General features: G+C 71.2%; 14 protein-coding genes. 5 read left to right on the forward strand and 9 right to left on the reverse strand.

The features are described 5' to 3' along the window. Positions 1–5: 5 nt before the first annotated feature. Genes ACIBQ1_RS42465 through ACIBQ1_RS42475 form a run of 3 tightly spaced genes read right to left on the reverse strand, consistent with a single transcriptional unit; the run spans position 6 to position 2,632 of the window. Complete coding sequence (locus tag ACIBQ1_RS42465; protein WP_397286208.1) at positions 6–905, reverse strand: carbohydrate ABC transporter permease; 900 nt, start codon at positions 903–905, stop codon at positions 6–8. Continuing rightward, complete coding sequence (locus tag ACIBQ1_RS42470; RefSeq protein WP_397286210.1) at positions 902–2,329, reverse strand: ABC transporter substrate-binding protein; 1,428 nt, start codon at positions 2,327–2,329, stop codon at positions 902–904. The genes ACIBQ1_RS42465 and ACIBQ1_RS42470 overlap by 4 nt, the downstream gene beginning before the upstream one ends. A gap of 9 nt (positions 2,330–2,338) precedes the next feature. Continuing rightward, complete coding sequence (locus tag ACIBQ1_RS42475) at positions 2,339–2,632, reverse strand: hypothetical protein (RefSeq protein ID WP_397286211.1); 294 nt, start codon at positions 2,630–2,632, stop codon at positions 2,339–2,341. 179 nt (positions 2,633–2,811) lie between these two features. On the opposite strand from ACIBQ1_RS42475, the gene ACIBQ1_RS42480 reads away from it, so the two are divergent. The 4 genes from ACIBQ1_RS42480 to ACIBQ1_RS42495 are packed head-to-tail and all read left to right on the forward strand — an operon-like array spanning position 2,812 to position 8,159. Then, positions 2,812–4,554 carry a glycoside hydrolase family 97 catalytic domain-containing protein gene (locus ACIBQ1_RS42480; RefSeq protein WP_397286213.1) on the forward strand — a complete coding sequence of 581 codons (1,743 nt, stop codon included), beginning with the start codon at positions 2,812–2,814 and terminating at the stop codon, positions 4,552–4,554. Beyond that, the gene (locus ACIBQ1_RS42485; RefSeq protein WP_397286215.1) at positions 4,554–5,372 is read left to right on the forward strand and encodes a hypothetical protein; all 819 of its coding nucleotides are present in this window, start codon (positions 4,554–4,556) and stop codon (positions 5,370–5,372) included. Before ACIBQ1_RS42480 ends, ACIBQ1_RS42485 begins: the two co-directional genes overlap by 1 nt. Next, positions 5,369–6,574 carry a hypothetical protein gene (locus ACIBQ1_RS42490; protein WP_397286217.1) on the forward strand — a complete coding sequence of 402 codons (1,206 nt, stop codon included), beginning with the start codon at positions 5,369–5,371 and terminating at the stop codon, positions 6,572–6,574. The genes ACIBQ1_RS42485 and ACIBQ1_RS42490 overlap by 4 nt, the downstream gene beginning before the upstream one ends. 7 nt (positions 6,575–6,581) lie before the next feature. Further along, positions 6,582–8,159 (forward strand): hypothetical protein, encoded by a 1,578-nt coding sequence (locus ACIBQ1_RS42495; protein ID WP_397286219.1) that lies wholly within the window; start codon positions 6,582–6,584, stop codon positions 8,157–8,159. A gap of 121 nt (positions 8,160–8,280) precedes the next feature. Here ACIBQ1_RS42495 and ACIBQ1_RS42500 read toward each other — a convergent pair whose 3' ends face one another. Further along, positions 8,281–10,029 (reverse strand): glycoside hydrolase family 36 protein, encoded by a 1,749-nt coding sequence (locus ACIBQ1_RS42500; protein WP_397286220.1) that lies wholly within the window; start codon positions 10,027–10,029, stop codon positions 8,281–8,283. After that, a complete protein-coding gene (locus ACIBQ1_RS42505) occupies positions 10,030–11,196 on the reverse strand; it encodes an ROK family protein (RefSeq protein ID WP_397286222.1) in 1,167 nt (388 codons plus the stop codon). Positions 11,197–11,268: 72 nt separating this feature from the next. Between ACIBQ1_RS42505 and ACIBQ1_RS42510 the strand changes: the two genes are divergently transcribed. After that, complete coding sequence (locus tag ACIBQ1_RS42510; RefSeq protein WP_397286224.1) at positions 11,269–13,347, forward strand: alpha-galactosidase; 2,079 nt, start codon at positions 11,269–11,271, stop codon at positions 13,345–13,347. 7 nt (positions 13,348–13,354) lie between these two features. Here the strand turns inward: ACIBQ1_RS42510 and ACIBQ1_RS42515 are convergent, their stop codons facing one another. The 4 genes from ACIBQ1_RS42515 to ACIBQ1_RS42530 all read right to left on the reverse strand — a co-directional run bounded on the left by ACIBQ1_RS42515 (position 13,355) and on the right by ACIBQ1_RS42530 (position 16,131). Further along, positions 13,355–14,563: a wax ester/triacylglycerol synthase domain-containing protein gene (locus tag ACIBQ1_RS42515; RefSeq protein ID WP_397286226.1), complete on the reverse strand. Its 1,209-nt coding sequence runs from the start codon at positions 14,561–14,563 to the stop codon at positions 13,355–13,357. A gap of 7 nt (positions 14,564–14,570) precedes the next feature. After that, the gene (locus ACIBQ1_RS42520) at positions 14,571–14,828 is read right to left on the reverse strand and encodes an acyl carrier protein (RefSeq protein WP_397286228.1); all 258 of its coding nucleotides are present in this window, start codon (positions 14,826–14,828) and stop codon (positions 14,571–14,573) included. A gap of 97 nt (positions 14,829–14,925) precedes the next feature. Continuing rightward, entirely contained in the window at positions 14,926–15,105 is a 180-nt protein-coding gene (locus ACIBQ1_RS42525; protein ID WP_397286230.1) for a hypothetical protein, read from the reverse strand. Between the two features lie 354 nt (positions 15,106–15,459). Further along, on the reverse strand, positions 15,460–16,131 hold the full coding sequence (locus ACIBQ1_RS42530; protein ID WP_397286232.1) for a hypothetical protein: 672 nt from the start codon (positions 16,129–16,131) through the stop codon (positions 15,460–15,462). Positions 16,132–16,283: the final 152 nt, after the last annotated feature.

Below are 16,283 nucleotides of genomic sequence, written 5' to 3' on the forward strand. Positions count from 1 at the left end.
CGACCTCATTTGAACTCGTAGTGCACCCAGCGCCTGGCCAGGCTGAACTGGATCGCGGTCACGGCGATGACCAGCACGAACATCGCCCACGACAGCGTGGCCGCGTACCCCATGTCGAAGTAGACGAACGCGTTGCGGTAGATGTAGAGCCCCAGCACCATCGTCGCGTTGCCGGGGCCGCCCTCGGTCATGACCAGGATGAGCACGTAGCTCTGCAGCGCCGCGATGAACCCGGTCACCACGTTGAAGAAGATGACCGGCGACATCATCGGCACGGTCACGCTCCAGAACCGGCGCCACCACCCCGCGCCGTCGATCTCGGCGGCCTCGTAGAGCGTCTTCGGGATGCCCTGCAGCCCGGCCAGGTAGATGACGATCGTGTTGCCCGCGCCCCACACGCTCATCAGCACGAGCCCGGGAATGGCCCACTCCTGCGAGGCCAGCCAGCCGGGCCCCTGGATGCCGAACGACGCCAGCACCTTGTTGATCAGCCCGTAGTCGGGGTGCAGGATGTTCAGCCACAGCAGCGCCGTGGCCAGGCCCGACACCACCGACGGCAGGTACATCACGGTGCGGAACAGCCCCTGGAAGCGCAGCGGCTGGTTGAGCAGCAGCGCCAGCAGGAACGTGAACGACACGCCGAGCGCCACCGCGCCGACGCCGTACTGCACGGTGTTCTCGATCGACTCCCAGAAGTCGGGGTCGTTGAACATGCGCACGTAGTTGGCGAACCCCACCCACTTCGGCGGCTTCAGGAGGTTCCACTCCATGAAGCTCAGCACGATGGCGGCGAGGATCGGGCCCGCGCTGAAGAGCACGAACCCGATCAGCCACGGCGAGACGAACAGGTGGAACCGCCGCGCCTCGCGGCGCGCCAGCGTGCTGGGGGCGCTGACGGAGGTCATGCGATCTTGTTCTCGGCCAGCACGGGCGTGACCTTCTCGGCGATCTCCTTCAGCGCGTCGTCCACGCTGATCTTGCCGAGCATCGCGCGCTCCCAGATGGGCTTGGCCGTGTCGACGACCTTCTTGTTGGCCGGCAGCCGCAGCACGCCGTCGTCGGAGGCGTAGTCGGCCAGGATCTCCTTGACCAGCTTCGCCGTCTCGTCCGGGATGCCGACGGCCTTCGCGTTGTCCTCCCAGGCGGACTGCCGGGCGGGCGCGGAGATCTGGCGGAACTTGTAGCCGGAGGACGACAGGAACTCGTGCATGTAGATCCAGGCGGCGTCCTTGTTCTGCGAGGAGGCCGTCATCACCAGCGCGCTGCCCACGGCCGGGGTGAAGCGGCCCGCGGGTCCCTTGGGCATGTGCGTGGCGCCCCACTTGAACGCCGTCTGCTTGGACAGCTCCAGCATCAGCCAGGCGCCGTTGATCAGCATGGCCGCGTGGCCGGTCTTGAACGGGTCCACCTTCTCCAGCAGCTGCAGCTCGGCCAGGCTCGGCACCGCCTTGTCCTTGAGCAGCAGGTCCATCCAGCGCTCCATGGCCTCCTTGGCCTTGGGCTCGTTGATCAGCACCTTCGACTCGGAGGCGTCCAGGAACCGGGCGCCGAACGGCAGCAGGAAGACGGCGCTGAGGTCGGGGGACGGCGTCGGCATGGGGGAGAAGCCGTAGATCTTCTCCGCGCCCGACCCGCTGGTCATCTTCTTCGCCGTCTCGAAGAGCTTGTCGAACGTCCAGCTTTCGTCCGGGTAGTCGATCCCGGCCTTGTCGAACAGGTCCTTGTTGAAGAAGAGCAGCTTGGGCGCCATGTCGGTGGGCAGGCCGTACAGCTTGCCGTCACGCTTGAAGTAGCCGAGCCCGCTCTGCGGGATGTCGTCCATGTCGAACTCGGGCGTCTTGGCGATGAACTCGTCCACCGGATGCAGCACCTGGTTGGCGATGAGGTTCTGCGTCCAGGAGTAGTGGTTGTAGAGCACGTCGGGCAGCGTGCCGCCGGCGGCCTGCGTCATGTACTTCGTCAGGAACTGGTCGAAGGGCGCCGACTCCCGCTTGATCTCGATGTTCGGGTGGCGCTTCTTGAAGAAGAAGTCGAACTGGGCGTTGCGTACCTCGGTGACCGCGTCCGTGGTCATCGCCAGCGTGATCGTCACCTTGGACGCCGGGTCGGGCACGTTCGTCTTCGGCCACGTCAGCGAGTTGTTGAGCTGCTCGGCCGCCTCGAACGGCCAGGCGTCGCTGCCCGGCCGGTTGGGGTCGATCAGTTGCGCACCGGACTTGACCGGAGCCGCGGCCTGCTTCTGCTGCCTGGTGTCCGCGCAGGCGGACAGCACGGGCGCGGTCGCGGCCGCCACCGCCAAGGCCAGCATCTGGCGACGGTTCATCTCCATGGGGGCCTCTCAAAGGAAGAGCTCGATCACCGGCACCGGCACGTCCGGGCGCCGCATTCCCGCGCCGGCCGCCGCCTCCGCCCATGCGTCCGGGTCGAACAGGTCGGGGTCGAAGTGGGGCTGGTACCGCTCGTCCGTAAGGCGCTCGCGCTGCTGGACCCACGCGTGGCGGGCGGCGAGCGTGTAGAGCCCCCGGTGAACGGGCAATCCGCGGCGTTGTTCACGGAACTCGGCCAGCCGAGCGGCAGAGGTCGGATGTATCGACGAGCTGATGTGCTGGCCTTCTGACAGTCCGTGAGGCATGGCCGTACCGTAGACCCGGTAATTAACTTCGTCAAGAATTGAATTGAAAGCGCTTGCAACCTAGGCTCTAGCGCACTGTGAGGAGATCCGGATGCCTTGACCGGCGGCCGCACCGCACATCTGGACGGCCGGTGAGCCGCGATCGACTCCTCCTATCTCTTCATCCTTCTGGAGGGCACGTGCCAAGCTGGACGTTCAGTGACGAGGACCTGGAAGCGGGGCTGACCCTCTCCGCCGAGGGCGTGCTCACGTTGGAGGTGCGCCACCGAGAGCGGACGGTGCTGCAGCCGTCCAGGCTGGGCATCAGGACCGCCCACGCCGACCTGAGCAAGGGGCTCACGCTGTCCGGGATGTCCGAGCGGCGGGTCGAGGAGACCTATCGCACGGCCACCGGCAAGCGGCGCGAGCACAGCTACGAGGCCGGGGAGTGGACGCTGTCCTTCACCAAGGACGGGCACCGGCTCGACGTGCAGGTCCGCGTCGGCGGGCACGGCGTCGCCTACCGGTACGTGGTGCCGTGGACCGGGCCGGTCACCGTCGTGGAGGAGACCTCCGAGTACGTCCTGCCGGCCGAGGCCCGCGCCGTGCTGCTCCCGTACGAGAACGGCCGCTGCGACTACGAGGAGATCCACCGGCACAGCAGCGTCGCCGACGCCGAGCCCATCCTGTACGGCTACCCCTCGCTCTTCGAGACCGGCGGCTCCTGGATGTTCGTCACCGAGTCGAACCTGGACAGCGGCTACGCCGGCTCCCGCCTGCGCTTCGACGGCCACGCGTTCCGGCTCGACCTGCCCGACCCGTACGTGACCGCCGCCAGCCCGCTCACCACCCCCTGGCGCACGATGGTCGTCGGCGACCTGGCCACGATCGTGGAGAACGACCTGGTCACCAGCCTCGCGGAGCCGTCGAGGGTCGAGGACGCCTCCTGGATCAGGCCGGGGGCCGCCGCCTGGTCGTGGTGGTCCGACGGGCCCTCGACCCGCGACCTCGACGCCCAGAAGCGCTGGGTCGACTTCGCCGCCGCGAACGGCTGGCCGTACGTGCTGGCCGACGCGGGCTGGAACAAGGAGTGGATGCCCGAGCTGATCGCCTACGCCAAGGAGAAGGGCGTCGGCATCTGGCTCTGGTCGCACTGGCAACACGTGGACACCGAGCTGGAGCACCGCGAGAAGCTCGGGCTCTGGAAGGAGTGGGGCGCGGTCGGCGTGAAGATCGACTTCACCGAGTCCGACGGCCAGGACCGGATGCGCTGGTTCGACGCCATCCTGGCCGCCACCGCCCGCCTCGAACTCATGGTGGTCTTCCACGGCGGCACGATCCCGCGCGGCACCGAGCGGACCTGGCCGCAGTTCATGACCGCCGAAGCCGTCAAGGGCGCCGAGTGGATCAAGCCGAAGCCCGGCAAGCAGCCGCTCTACCAGCCCACCCACTACCTGTCGCTGGCCTTCACCCGCAACGTGCAGGGCCCGATGGACTTCACGCCGTGCACGTTCACCGGCGTGCGCACGATCTCGGCCGGGTTCGAGCTCGCGCTGTCGGTGATCTTCGAGTCCGGCGTCCAGCACTTCGCCGACGGCATCGAGGCCTACGAGGCCCGGCCGGAGGCGCTGCGGCTGCTGTCGGCCGTCCCCACCGCCTGGGACGAGACGCGGCTGCTGTCCGGCGACCCCGCCGACCACATCCTGCTGGCCAGGAGGAGCGGCGGCGAATGGTACGTCGGCGCGGGCGTGTCGGGCGAGGCCCGCACGCTCACCGTGCCGCTCGACTTCCTCGACCAGGGGGAGTGGGCGGCCGAGATCTACCGGGACGCCCCAGGCGACCGGCTCCTCGCCGAGACGGTCACCGTCTCCGCCGGGGGCAAGCTCGACCTCGCCGTGCCCCCCAACGGCGGGTTCACGCTTCACCTCAGGAAAGAGGCCTGATGAACAAGCGCATCGGCGGCGTCTTAGCCGCCCTGGCGGTCACCGCCGCCACCGCACTGCCCACCGCCGCCCCCGCCGCGGCGGCCGCCTGGACGCTGCGCTGGAGCCCGGACCCGGCGAACGACACCGTCGCCGAGGCGTTCGAGGGCATCGAGGACGACCGCGCCGGCTCGCACCCCGGCGTCACGCACATCTACGTCTCCGGCGGCGCGTACCGCTTCGACATGCATACCCAGGACCGCGACGGCGACGACCGCCAGCGCAACGAGGTCAAGGGCATGCGGACCGGCGGCAGCTCGTACCTCAAGATCCTCGAGAACGAGACCTGGCGCATCGGCTACCAGATGTACATCCCGGCCTCGCTGGACGCCACCAGCAGCTTCACCCACATCGCGCAGATGAAGGTGCCCGGCTCCGGCGCGCCCCTCTACACGATGTCGCTGCCGATCTCGGGCGGCACTCCCAAGATCAACGTCCGTTACTGGGACGAGGCCGAGCAGACCCACGAGGTCGGCAACACGAACCTGGAGCCGATCCAGGGCAAGTGGGTGGACACGACGTTCGAGTTCAAGGCGTCCGACAGCGGCTACCTGCGCTGGACGCTCAAGGACGGCTCCACCACGCTCGTCGACAAGCGCCTGGACAACACCGACCTGTGGCGGGGCGACGACGAGTACCTGCGGCCCAAGTGGGGCATCTACCGCAGCATCAACAGCTCCGGCCTGCAGAACACCTACCTCCTGGTCCGCAACCTCCAGGCTCACCAGCTCACCGGCGGCGCCAGCGCGCCCGATCTCGACAGGGTGACGATTCAGTGAGAAGGCACCTGGTGGGAGCCCTGGCGGCGATGGCGCTGCTCCTGCAGACGGCCCCGGCCCACGCCGTTGCCGCCGGGTCTCCCCGATGGGAGACGCGGTGGAACCCCAGCCCGTGGCGCGACGGCGTCAACGCGTTCGAGGCCCTGGAGGACGACCGGCGCGGCTCGCATCCCGAGGGACTGCCGCACGTGCGCGCCGAGAAGGGCGGGTGGCGGTTCGACGCCCATCTGGAAGACCGCGACGGCTCCGATCGCATGCGCAACGAGGTACGCGGCATGCGGGCCGCGGACGGCACCCCGCTGGAGATCCGCAAGGACGAGACCTGGCGGATCACGTACCAGATGTACATCCCGGACACGCTCGACGCGACCACGAACTTCACCCACATCTGGCAGCTGAAGAACTCCGACGTCGGCACGCCGATCGCGCAGATCTCGCTGCCGGTCGTGAACGGCGTGCAGAAGATCGCGGCCCGGTACTGGACGCTCGAGGACAACAAGTCGCACGACTTCGCCACGGCCGACCTCGAGCCGATCCAGAACAAGTGGGTCACGACCACCATCGAGTTCAAGTCCGGCGACGCCGGATACATGCGATGGGTGCTGCGTGACGGCCAGAAGAACGGCTCGCGGACGATCGTGGACCAGAAGGTCGAGAACATCGACCTGTGGTGGACGCAGGAGCAGTACAACCGGCCCAAGTGGGGCATCTACCGCAGCATCAAGAGCGCCGGGCTGCAGGAGACATACCTGCTGGTCAAGGACCTGAAGGCGGAGCAGCTCGGAGCCGCGACGCCGCCGGTGCGGCTGCCGCCGCCGGACCGGAGCCCGGGGACGTACGAGGCCGAGCGGGTCGGCAACGTCTTCGAGGGCGCCGCCGAACCGGCCTACTGCGCCGTCTGCTCGGGCGGGCGGAAGGTCATCCTCATCGGCGGCAACATCTACGACTACGCCGTGCTGAGAGGCGTGCTGTCGGAGACCACCGGGACGCGGCAGCTGACCGTGCACGCGCTGGTGGACGGCTCCCAGTCGTTCTCGATCAGCGTCAACGGCGGCGACGCGATCCAGGTGCCGATGACCGGCACCAAGGACACGGTGACCACCGCGACGGTGCCGGTGGACCTGGTGGCCGGGGTCAACACGATCCGGTTCTTCGGCCTCACCGCTCGGGGTCCCGAGCTCGACAAGATCGTCATCGGGTAGGTGGAACATGGCACATGACCTCAGCAGGCGGGCCGTGCTCGCGGCGGGCGGAGCGCTGGCGCTGTCCGCCGCCGCCGGCGCGCTGCCCGCGAGCGCCTCGACGGCCTGGCAGTCCCGCCTGGTGCGCTACGACCGGTGGGGGCGGCTGGCCTACGAGCAGGACGCGGAGGCCAACCGCGTCCCCGACTTCAGCCACGCCGGCTACCGCAACGGCGAGCGGCCGATCCCGCACGTGCCGGTCGTCAAGGCGATCCGCCCGATCGAGGGCGACAACACCGCCCACGTCCAGGCGGCGCTCGACGAGGTGGCCGCGCTGCCCCGCGCGCGGCGCGGCGCCCTGCTCCTGCTGCCCGGCGTCTACCCGGTGGCGGGCACCCTGTACGTACGGGCGAGCGGCATGGTCCTGCGCGGCACCGGCGACGGCGAGGACCCGGCGAGCAACACGATCATCAAGGCCACCGGCAACAACCCGAAGGACCGCGACGTGATCGTGGCCGGCGGCGCGGCGGGCGGCGGCTGGACGGGCGAGGTCGCGGGCACCCGCACCGACATCACCACCGACTTCGTGCAGGTGGGCGCGCGCGAGTTCGCGGTCGCCGACCCGGGCGCGCTGCGGCCCGGCGACAACATCGTCATCACCCATCCCTGCACCGAGGAGTGGCTGAAGGCCATCGACTACGGCGGCCACGACGTGGGGCCCGCGTGGAAGGTGGGCGAGCATCCGATCATCTACAACCGGTACGTACGCGAAGTTTCCGGAAATGTCGTGAAAATCGATGTTCCGGTCTTCAACCACCTCAACCGCGCCCTGTCCCCGTCCTTCCTGTACAAGTGGGACCGGGCCGGGCTGGTCACCCAGGTGGGCGTGGAGCGGCTGCGCGTCGACATCGAGTACCACGGGGACCCGGAGCAGGACGAGGACCACGCCTACAACGCGATCGTCCTGCTGCGCACCGAGGACTCGTGGGTGCGCGACTGCACGATGCTCCACTTCACCCAGGCCGGGGTCGCCACCCAGGAGACCACCCGCGCCACGGTCGAGAACTGCCGGGCCATCGACCCGGTCAGCATCGTGACGGGCAGCAGGCGCTACAACTTCAACACCTACGTCTACTCGCAGCAGGTGCTCTTCCGCGACTGCTACGCGTACAAGGCCAGGCACGCGTTCGTCTCCAACGGCCACAGCACGGTGTCGGGCGTGGTGTTCCTGCGCGGCACCTCGGAGTACGCGCTCAACTCCAGCGAGGGCCACCGCCGGTGGTCACAGGCGCTGCTGTTCGACGGCCACAAGGACATCGACCCGCACTACGACTACACGCTCGGGCTCTACAACCGCGGCCGGTACGGCACCTCGCACGGATGGTCGGCGGCCCACTCGGTGGCCTGGAACTGCGACGTGTCGACCAGCAGGCTCATCGTGCAGAAACCGCCGACCGCCCAGAACTACGCGATCGGCTGCCACGGCACGATCACCGGCGACGGGCCGTTCGAGCAGCCGGCCGGGTACATCGAGGGCGCCAACCAGCCCGGCCTGCTGCCGCCCTCGCTCTACCAGGCGCAGCTGCTGGACCGCCTGCGCCGGTAACGCGGACCGGGCGCAGCCGCCGACTCTCCGGGCGCTTGAGCGGCTGCGCCTGTTCGCGCGCCCTGAGAATCGCCGCGCCGATGGGCCCCGAGCCCCCGGAAGCGGGCGGCGGGCGCCGACGCTAGCGTTCCAGGCGCAGCAGGCCGCCCTCCGGGACGGTGACCTGGGCGATGCCGGGTCGCAGGGGCAGGTCGCCCTCGGTGACGGTGCGGCCGCGGCAGTCGAGGATCGTGGCGTGGGCCGTGCCCGCGTCGGGCACCCGCAGCAGCACGTCCGTCGAGGCGTCGCCGTTGGCCAGCCAGAGCGTGCCGGAGGCGGGCGCGGTGACCGGCATCGGCGCGTACCGGGCCGTGATGACCGTGTCGCCCGAGCGGGCCGTGACCTGCGGGTAGGCCAGGTCGGGCCGGGCGGGCTCGAAGGCGCCGCGCTGCAGCACCTCCGCCTGCTCCCGGAAGAAGCCCAGCCAGAACCGCAGCACCTCGCTCTGCTCGGGCGTCTGCGCGGTCAGGTCCACCGAGATCTGCGGCACCGAGAAGAGCACGTTCACGAGCTGCGTGGCGACGTGCTCGGGCCGCTCGTCCGGGTGCCACATCAGCATGTCCGCGTGCACCGCCAGCGGTCCCGCGATCAGCCGCAGGTCCACCGTGCGCTGACGGTTGTGCGCCGGGCTGAGCGGGCAGTCGGAGGCGCGCACCATCGTGGCGTACGGCCACAGGCCCGGGCTGACGTACGGCTGCCGCAGCTCGACCAGGCAGTCGCGCGGCAGTTGCGCCAGGAGCCGGCGCACGCCCTCGTTCACGGTCCGGCAGTCGGCCTCGGGGCCGGGCTCGGGCGGGTCCTCCACGGCGAACTGGTCGATGAAGTCGATCTTGAGCCCGTCCATGCCCCACTCCGTGACCGCCCGGGTGAGGTGGCCGGCGATCAGGTCGCGGACGTGCGGGTAGCGGGGGTCGACGATGCCGGCGTTCATGTGCTCCTTGTAGGCCAGCGTGTACCCCCGCACGCGCTCCCACAGCGCCGTGTGGCGGCCGACGAACGGCAGGGCGTACCAGAGCAGGTACGCCAGCCCCTCGCCCCGCACCTTGGCCACGTGTCCCGAAATATCGGGGAATGTGGTGGGGGACGGCTCCCACTCGCCGACATAGCCGTACCCGCGCCCCCGGTCGTCGCTGTGCCAGCCGTCGTCCACGATGATCGCCTCGCAGCCCAGCCCGGCCGCCGGCCCCGCCTGCCGCTCCACGCTCTCGGCGCTGACGTGCTGCTGCATGGCGTACCAGGTCGAGTACGCGGGCATCCGCGCCACCCGCGGCACGTCGGCGATCGGGCCGTGCAGCGCGCGCCACCAGTCCGCCACCTCGGCCAGCGTCCTGGCGAAGTGCCGCCGGGTGAGGTCGAGTCGCAGCACGAGCCCCTCGTCCGGCCCGGCCTCCTGCTCCACCCAGAACCCGAACTCGCCGGTCTCCTCCACCACCCCGGTGCGCGTCCGCACGGGCCGGACCACCTCGCCCGCGGCGTAGGTGCACAGCGCCACGTCACCGGTGCCCACCAGGCAGCCGACGGGCGCGTTCTTCTCCAGCGCCGCCGTGCGGGGACGACGCCAGAACGGCGGCAGCCCCCGGTGCTCGCCGCCGTCGGCGGCCCAGAACGCGGTCGCGTCCGCGCACGGAATCCGCCAGGCCACCCGCACGTCGGCGACCCTGTCGGGGGCGACCCGCAACTCAAGGACGCCCGGGGACGGCTCGGACGCGGTCCAGGTGAGCACGGCCGCCGCCGAGCACGCGAACTCCAGCCCCGCCGCCTCGACCCGCACCTCCTGCGGCCCCTCGAACTCCCGATCGTGCGGCTGCCAGATGCCGGGGGCTGCGGTCACTCAATCTCCCTGGAGGGTGAAGTGGTGCTGGATGGCGACCGCGGCGGCGCCGCGGGCCCACTGCTCGAACGAGCGCGGGCGCAGCAGCAGGCGGCAGTCGGCGGCCGCGCCGAACGCCTGGGCCGCGAACGCCCGGTTGAGCTGCTCCTCCAACAGGTCGTACGAGGCCAGCCCGGGCACGTCGCCGGTCACGATGATGCGCTCCGGCCCGAAGAGGTTGGCCATCGCGGCCATGGCCAGCCCGATGGCGTGGCCCGCGCGGGCGAACACCTCGCGCACCCCCGGATCGCCCGCGTGGGCAGCGTCGACGGCTGCGCCCACGGTCAGCGACTCGTCGCCGGCCGCCGCGCGCGCCGCCGCCAGCAGCGGCGCCGTGCCGGCGATGGCCTCGACGCAGCCGCGCCCGCCGCAGTGGCACTCGGGCTCGTCACCCCCGACGGGGATGTGGCCGATCTCCCCGGCCACCCCGTGTGCGCCGGCCACCACCCGATCGTTCACCACCAGCCCGCACCCGATCCCCACCCCCACGGTGACCAGGGCGAACGACGACGCGCCCACCCCGTCGCCGAACCACTGCTCGGCCACGGTGAGCGACTTGACGTCGTTCTCGATCGTGACGGCCAGGCCCGTCGCCTCGGCGGCCAGCCGCGCCAGCGGCACCTGGTGCCATTGCAGGAAAGGGGAGTAACGCACCACCCCGTGGGCCTTGTCGACGTCGCCCGACACGGCCAGGCCCAGCGCGTGGCAGCGCTCGCCGTAGGCGGGGTCGGCGGCCAGCAACTCGGCGACCAGCTCGGCCAGCGCCGAGACCACGCCCTCGACCGACGTCGTGGCCAGCGGGCGGTGCGCCGAGACCAGCGGCTGCGCGCGCAGGTCGGTGACGACGCCGATGAGCTCCTCGTGGGTGATCTTCACACCGCAGAAGAACTCCCGCTCGGGCCGGATGGACAGAGGGCTTGCCGGGCGGCCCGCGCCCGGTGCCGTACGCTCGGTGGCCTCCAGCTCCTCCAAGTAGCCTGCCTCGATGAACGGCCGGGCGGCCTTGGTGACGGCGGCGGACGACAGCCCGCTCCGCTTGGCGATCTCCACCCGGGAGACCGGCCCCTGGGTCAGCACCATGGTGAACACGGTGGCCGCCGCGGGAGTCGAGGTGAGCCGAGGGTGCATGGATGCAATAGTAGCAGTAATTAACTTCGTCAAGAATTGAATTCGAGCGGGGTCGTGCCTAGGCTCCGGGTCATGCGATCGGTGACCTTCGACGCCTCCAGCCGCAGGTGGCTGCTGCGTACCCCGGGCACGAGCTACGTCGTGGCCCTCGCGGACGACGACGCTCCCCGCTGCCTGCACTGGGGCCCCGCGCTGACCGCCGAGCAGGCCGCCAGCCTCCCCGGCCCCGCCGCGTCCGGGGCCAGCAGCTTCGACAGCACGGCGGGCGAGGAGGAGCTGGTCTCCGAGGTGGGGGCCCGGTTCGAGACGCCGTCGCTGCAGGTCGTCCTCCCCGGCGGCGACCGGGGGATCGAGTGGCGGCACGACGGCCACGACATCGGCGACGGCGTCGACGGGGGCCACCTGACGTTGCGGTTCTCCGACCGCCGCCGGCCGCTCCTGGTCGAGTTGCACTACCGGGTGCGCGAGGACAGCGACGTGATCGAGCGCTGGACCGTGCTACGCCCGCAGGTGCCGGTGACGGTGCTGCGGTGCGACTCGGCGGCCTGGAGCGTTCCGGCACTGGACGGCTACCGGCTCAGCCACGTCACGGGCGGCTGGAGCTCGGAGCACGCGCTGAGCCGTACCGAGCCGGTCGTGGGGGAGACGACGCTGACCAGCAGGCGCGGGCTGAGCAGCCACCACGCGAACCCCTGGCTCATGATCGACGGCGGCGACGCGGGCGAGCGGCACGGCGAGGTGTGGAGCTGCGCCCTGGCCTGGAGCGGGAGCTGGCGCGTCACGCTCACCCGCACGCCCGCCGGGCGGGTGAGCTGGACCGGCGGGTTCGGCCACGAGGGCCTCACCTGGCGGCTGGAGCCGGGCGAGGAGTGGGTGACGCCGGTGTTCGCCGGCGTGTACGCGCCCGACGGGTACGGCCAGGCCAGCCGGCGCTGGCACGACCACGTCGCCAGGCACGTGCTGCCCAGGCCGGACGAGCCGCGCCCGGTCGTCTACAACGCCTGGGAGGCCGTCGGCTTCGACGTGAACGAGACCAACCAGCGCCACCTCGCGCGGCTGGCGGCCCGGACGGGCGCGGAGCTGTTCGTGATGGACGACGCCTGGTTCGGCGGGCGCACCGGCGACAGCGCGGGGCTCGGCGACTGGTGGGTGAACGAGGAGCGCTTCCCCGACGGGCTGAGCCCGCTCATCGACGAGGTGCACCGGCTGGGCATGCGGTTCGGCCTGTGGGTCGAGCCTGAAATGGTCAACCCCGACAGCGACCTCTACCGCGCCGATCCCGACTGGGTCCTGCACATGCCGGGCCGCTCCCGCACGCTGCTGCGCAACCAGCTCGTGCTGAACTTCGCCCGCCCCGACGTCGCCGACTGGGCGCACAAATGGCTGCACAAGCTGGTCTCCGAGCACGCCGTCGACTTCCTGAAGTGGGACTTCAACCGCGCCTTCACCGAGGCGGGCCGGCCCGGCGACCCTGACCAGGACCGGCTCTGGATCGATCACGTCAGAGCCGTCTACTCGATCATGGACCGGCTCCGAGCCGACCACCCGCACCTGCGCATCGAGGCGTGCGCGGGCGGCGGCGGCCGTACCGACCTGGGCATCCTGGCCCGCACCGACCAGGTGTGGACCTCCGACAACACCGACGCCCACGACCGCATCGCGATCCAGCGCGGCTTCAGCCAGGTGTACCCGGCCCGGGCCATGGCCGCCTGGGTCACCGACAGCCCGAACCCGCTGACCGGGCGCTCCGTCCCGCTCCGCTTCCGCTTCCACGTGGCCATGGCGGGGGCGCTCGGGCTCGGCGGCGACCTCTCCCGCTGGAGCGAGGCCGAGCTGTCGGAGGCGGCCGAGCTGGTGGCCGTCTACAAGGACATCCGGCCCGTGGTGCAGTTCGGGCGGTTGTGGCGGCTTCCGTACGGGGTGCAGTACGTGCACGAGGACCGGGTGGTCGTGCTCGCCTGGCACGGGCCCGTCGCGTTCGGCACGCCGATCGCCCCGCTCCGCCTGGCCGGGCTCGACCCGGACGGCCGCTACCGGGACGAGGACACCGGCGCGGTGCACCACGGCGCGGTGCTGATGTCCCGCGGCCTGCCGCCGCTGCAGCCGAAAGGCGGCTACGCCAGCAGCCTCCTCCGCCTGCGCGCCTGCTGATGCCGGCTCATCGGGCGACCTCGCGCCGCAGCTCGTCGAGGGCCTGCTCCATGAGGCTCGGGAGCCGGTCGGCGTGCGCGATCGCGGCCGAGAAGACGCAGGAGGCGACGACGGTGGTGCCGCTGTGCACCATCGACACGACCCCTCCGCCGGTGTCGTACGTGGGCGGGACGGCGAAGCAGCCGTCCAGCGGCAGGCTCACCCCGATGACGCTCACCGTCAGCCGGCCCGGGAACGCCCTGGTCGCAAGCCACCTGAACAGCCGGAACACCGCCGCCGGGGCCCTGACCGGGTAGCGGTCGCGCCGGTAGGCGGCCATCCGCTCGACGCTCGTCTGCTCCATGACCCGGCGCAGCCGCTCGCGCGGCGCGGGCTCGGCGCAGGGCAGGACGACCGGCATGGTGGTCGCTCCGTTGCCCAGGCCGCCGTCGCGCAGGCGGCCGTTCAGGTTGAGCGGGAAGGAGACCGTCGTGCCCCGGCGGCCCGCCTTCCGCCAGTGGGACGGGTTCCAGGCCCGCAGCGCGCCGGCCAGCACGGCCAGGCCCACCTGCGGGACGCTCGCGCCGGTCGCGGCGGCGATCCGGCGGACGGCGGCGACGTCGAGACGCAGGAAGAACGTCCGCGCGCCCGTCCCCGCCGCGCCTGCCGTGCTCGGGGGCGGCCTGAGCCGCGCCGACGGGGCCGCCAGCCGGGCCCCCGTGGCGAGCAGCCGCATCCGTGCCCGGACCGGCGCGCGCACCGCCACCTCACGCTCGGGCGCGGGGACGCTTCTGCCCAGCAGCACGGCCCGCACCGCGATCCGGGCCGCCCCCACACCGTCCTGGAAGGCGTGGTGCACGCGGTAGCACAGCACGTGCTCGTCCTCGGCGTACCCGTGCACGGCCATCAGGCTCCACAGCGGGTGCTCGGGCCGCAGCCGGTTGTCCCTGACGGCGTCCACCACGGCCGCGCACACGTCCCGGCCCGGCGCCACCCGGTACTCCACGACGTGGTGCGCCGGGTCGAACGCGGGATCCGGCGCCCACCGCCCGCGGGCCAGCCGGTAGGTCAGCACCGGGGCCCGCGCGGCCGAGTCGGCGGCCAGCCGCCGCAGCTCATCGATGGCAGGCGCGGGGCCGGGCAGCCGCGCCGCGAGGGCTATGTGCAGCCGGTAGTCGCCGGCCGTGCCGAGCTCGCCGAGGAAGAGCCGGTCCGACCCGGTCAGCGGTACGGCCATGGCCCCGCTAACCGGCCGTCTGCCGCGCGAGGTACGAACGGTGCGCCAACCGGGCGATGTCGCCGACCGTCATCTCCATCGTGCAGTCGGACGGGTCGATGTCCAGCCCGTGGCCGCCCAGCGCCGCCCGCAGTTCGAGCACGCTCATGCTGTCGGACTCGAGGTCGTCCACGAACGTGGTCCGCGGGGTGACGGCCGCCAGGTCGACGACGTAGATCTCGGCGCAGTACTCGCGCACGAGCCGCAGGATGTCTTCCTCGGACAAGAGTTCTCGCCTTTCCGTCGCGAGGTCCCAGCATGTCGCCGCGCGGGCGGCCGGGGCGGCGCCGGAGTCCTCGTGTCGGGTCAAGAACGGCCCCTGACTAGCCGATCAGCGGGCTGAGCCGGGTCGCGACGTCGGCGTCGGCCTTCAGGACGGCCCGGCATCGGGCCCAGTCGTAGCGGGACACCGCGGCGGCTTCGACGTCTGCCGCGATGAGGCACTCGGCCGCCGTCAGCGCCTCACCGGACGTCATGGGCAGGAAGCCGTTCCCGGCGAACACCGCCGCGATGCCGTGGCGGGCGACGAACCCGGCGTCGCCGATCGTGCCCCACGCGGTGGCGTGTCCGGGCAGGCCGCGGGAGCGCCGCCGCCGGGCCAGGGCGCCGGCTGCGCCCGGCCGTCACGGACGCGGCTGTGTTGTGATCGGGAGGGCTGGTCCTCCCGATCACATCGGCTGGGGCCTGGCACGCGCGAATATCGAGGTCAGCGGTCGTCTTCGTCGTCAATGGTCTCGTCATCACGGGCATCCTTGTCGCGGGCCTCGTTCTTATCCCCGGCCGACTGGGCCCGGCGGTCGAAGTGGTCTTCAGCGGTGTCGCTGCCCGGGTTTCTCGCCGGCGCGAGGTGCCGTGGTCTAGCGGTCGGCAGCTGGCCTGCTCAACAGCGTTTTGACCAGCGGGAGGGCTCCCGCGATGCGGATGGCGGCGATGATCAGCGCGGTTGCTCCGATCCCTGTGATGATGGCGATGGGGAACAGGCCTCCGGTGCCGATGCAGACGGCCGACCACCGGGGTACCGTCTTGGTCCGCCAGAGCGCGGCGGCGAGCATGATCGTGCCGAGGAGATAGAGCGGGAACAGATAGGACACGATCGGCAGTTGTGTGTCGAGCTTGGTGGCCACCTCGGCGAAGCCTGTCCTGTCGTCGATGCCGGCCATCATGATCAGCGGCAGGTCGACCATGCCGTTGACGAGCATCGCGGTCAGGCCGAGGAAGGAGCAGGCCAGTCCGGTGGCGGCCAGCCATGGTGCGCGGCGGGCCACCACGGCGATGGCGATGGCGGAGCCGTACAGGAACGGGAAGGCGGCCAGGGAGAGGTTGGTCGACAGCAGCATCTGCGCGTGGTCGGTATCGATCGCCGCGTAGTCCGGGATGCTGTCGTGCCACGGGCTGGTGTACAGGGCGAGGCCGAGGGCGAGCAGCGCCGGGGCGGCGATGAGGCTGATGGCGGCCAGCACGGAGCCCATGGCTCGGCGGCCGGTCGCGGCTGCGACGTCGGTGACGGGAATCGGGTGTTGTGTGCTCATGGCCACCACGATGGCCTGGCCGGGGGTGGTCGTTCACGGGTGGTGGCCCGCTGATCGCCTCCGGGTTTTCCCGGAGTACGGGCCCCTGGACGACCTGGTTGCCGCACCCGGCGGGCAGGGGCGATCATTCGGCATGACCACGGACGCCCCAC

The organism is Nonomuraea sp. NPDC050153 (genome assembly GCF_044460125.1).
GTDB lineage: Bacteria > Actinomycetota > Actinomycetes > Streptosporangiales > Streptosporangiaceae > Nonomuraea.

What these genes read in the sequence shown, in the direction of transcription:
- ACIBQ1_RS42465 (WP_397286208.1), bottom strand. Translation starts at nt 905, where the DNA reads ATGACCTCCGTCAGCGCCCCCAGCACGCTGGCGCGCCGCGAGGCGCGG.
- ACIBQ1_RS42505 (WP_397286222.1), bottom strand. Translation starts at nt 11,196, where the DNA reads ATGCACCCTCGGCTCACCTCGACTCCCGCGGCGGCCACCGTGTTCACC.
- ACIBQ1_RS42510 (WP_397286224.1), top strand. Translation starts at nt 11,269, where the DNA reads ATGCGATCGGTGACCTTCGACGCCTCCAGCCGCAGGTGGCTGCTGCGT.
- ACIBQ1_RS42515 (WP_397286226.1), bottom strand. Translation starts at nt 14,563, where the DNA reads ATGGCCGTACCGCTGACCGGGTCGGACCGGCTCTTCCTCGGCGAGCTC.
- ACIBQ1_RS42530 (WP_397286232.1), bottom strand. Translation starts at nt 16,131, where the DNA reads ATGAGCACACAACACCCGATTCCCGTCACCGACGTCGCAGCCGCGACC.
- ACIBQ1_RS42495 (WP_397286219.1), top strand. Translation starts at nt 6,582, where the DNA reads ATGGCACATGACCTCAGCAGGCGGGCCGTGCTCGCGGCGGGCGGAGCG.
- ACIBQ1_RS42475 (WP_397286211.1), bottom strand. Translation starts at nt 2,632, where the DNA reads ATGCCTCACGGACTGTCAGAAGGCCAGCACATCAGCTCGTCGATACAT.
- ACIBQ1_RS42485 (WP_397286215.1), top strand. Translation starts at nt 4,554, where the DNA reads ATGAACAAGCGCATCGGCGGCGTCTTAGCCGCCCTGGCGGTCACCGCC.
- ACIBQ1_RS42470 (WP_397286210.1), bottom strand. Translation starts at nt 2,329, where the DNA reads ATGGAGATGAACCGTCGCCAGATGCTGGCCTTGGCGGTGGCGGCCGCG.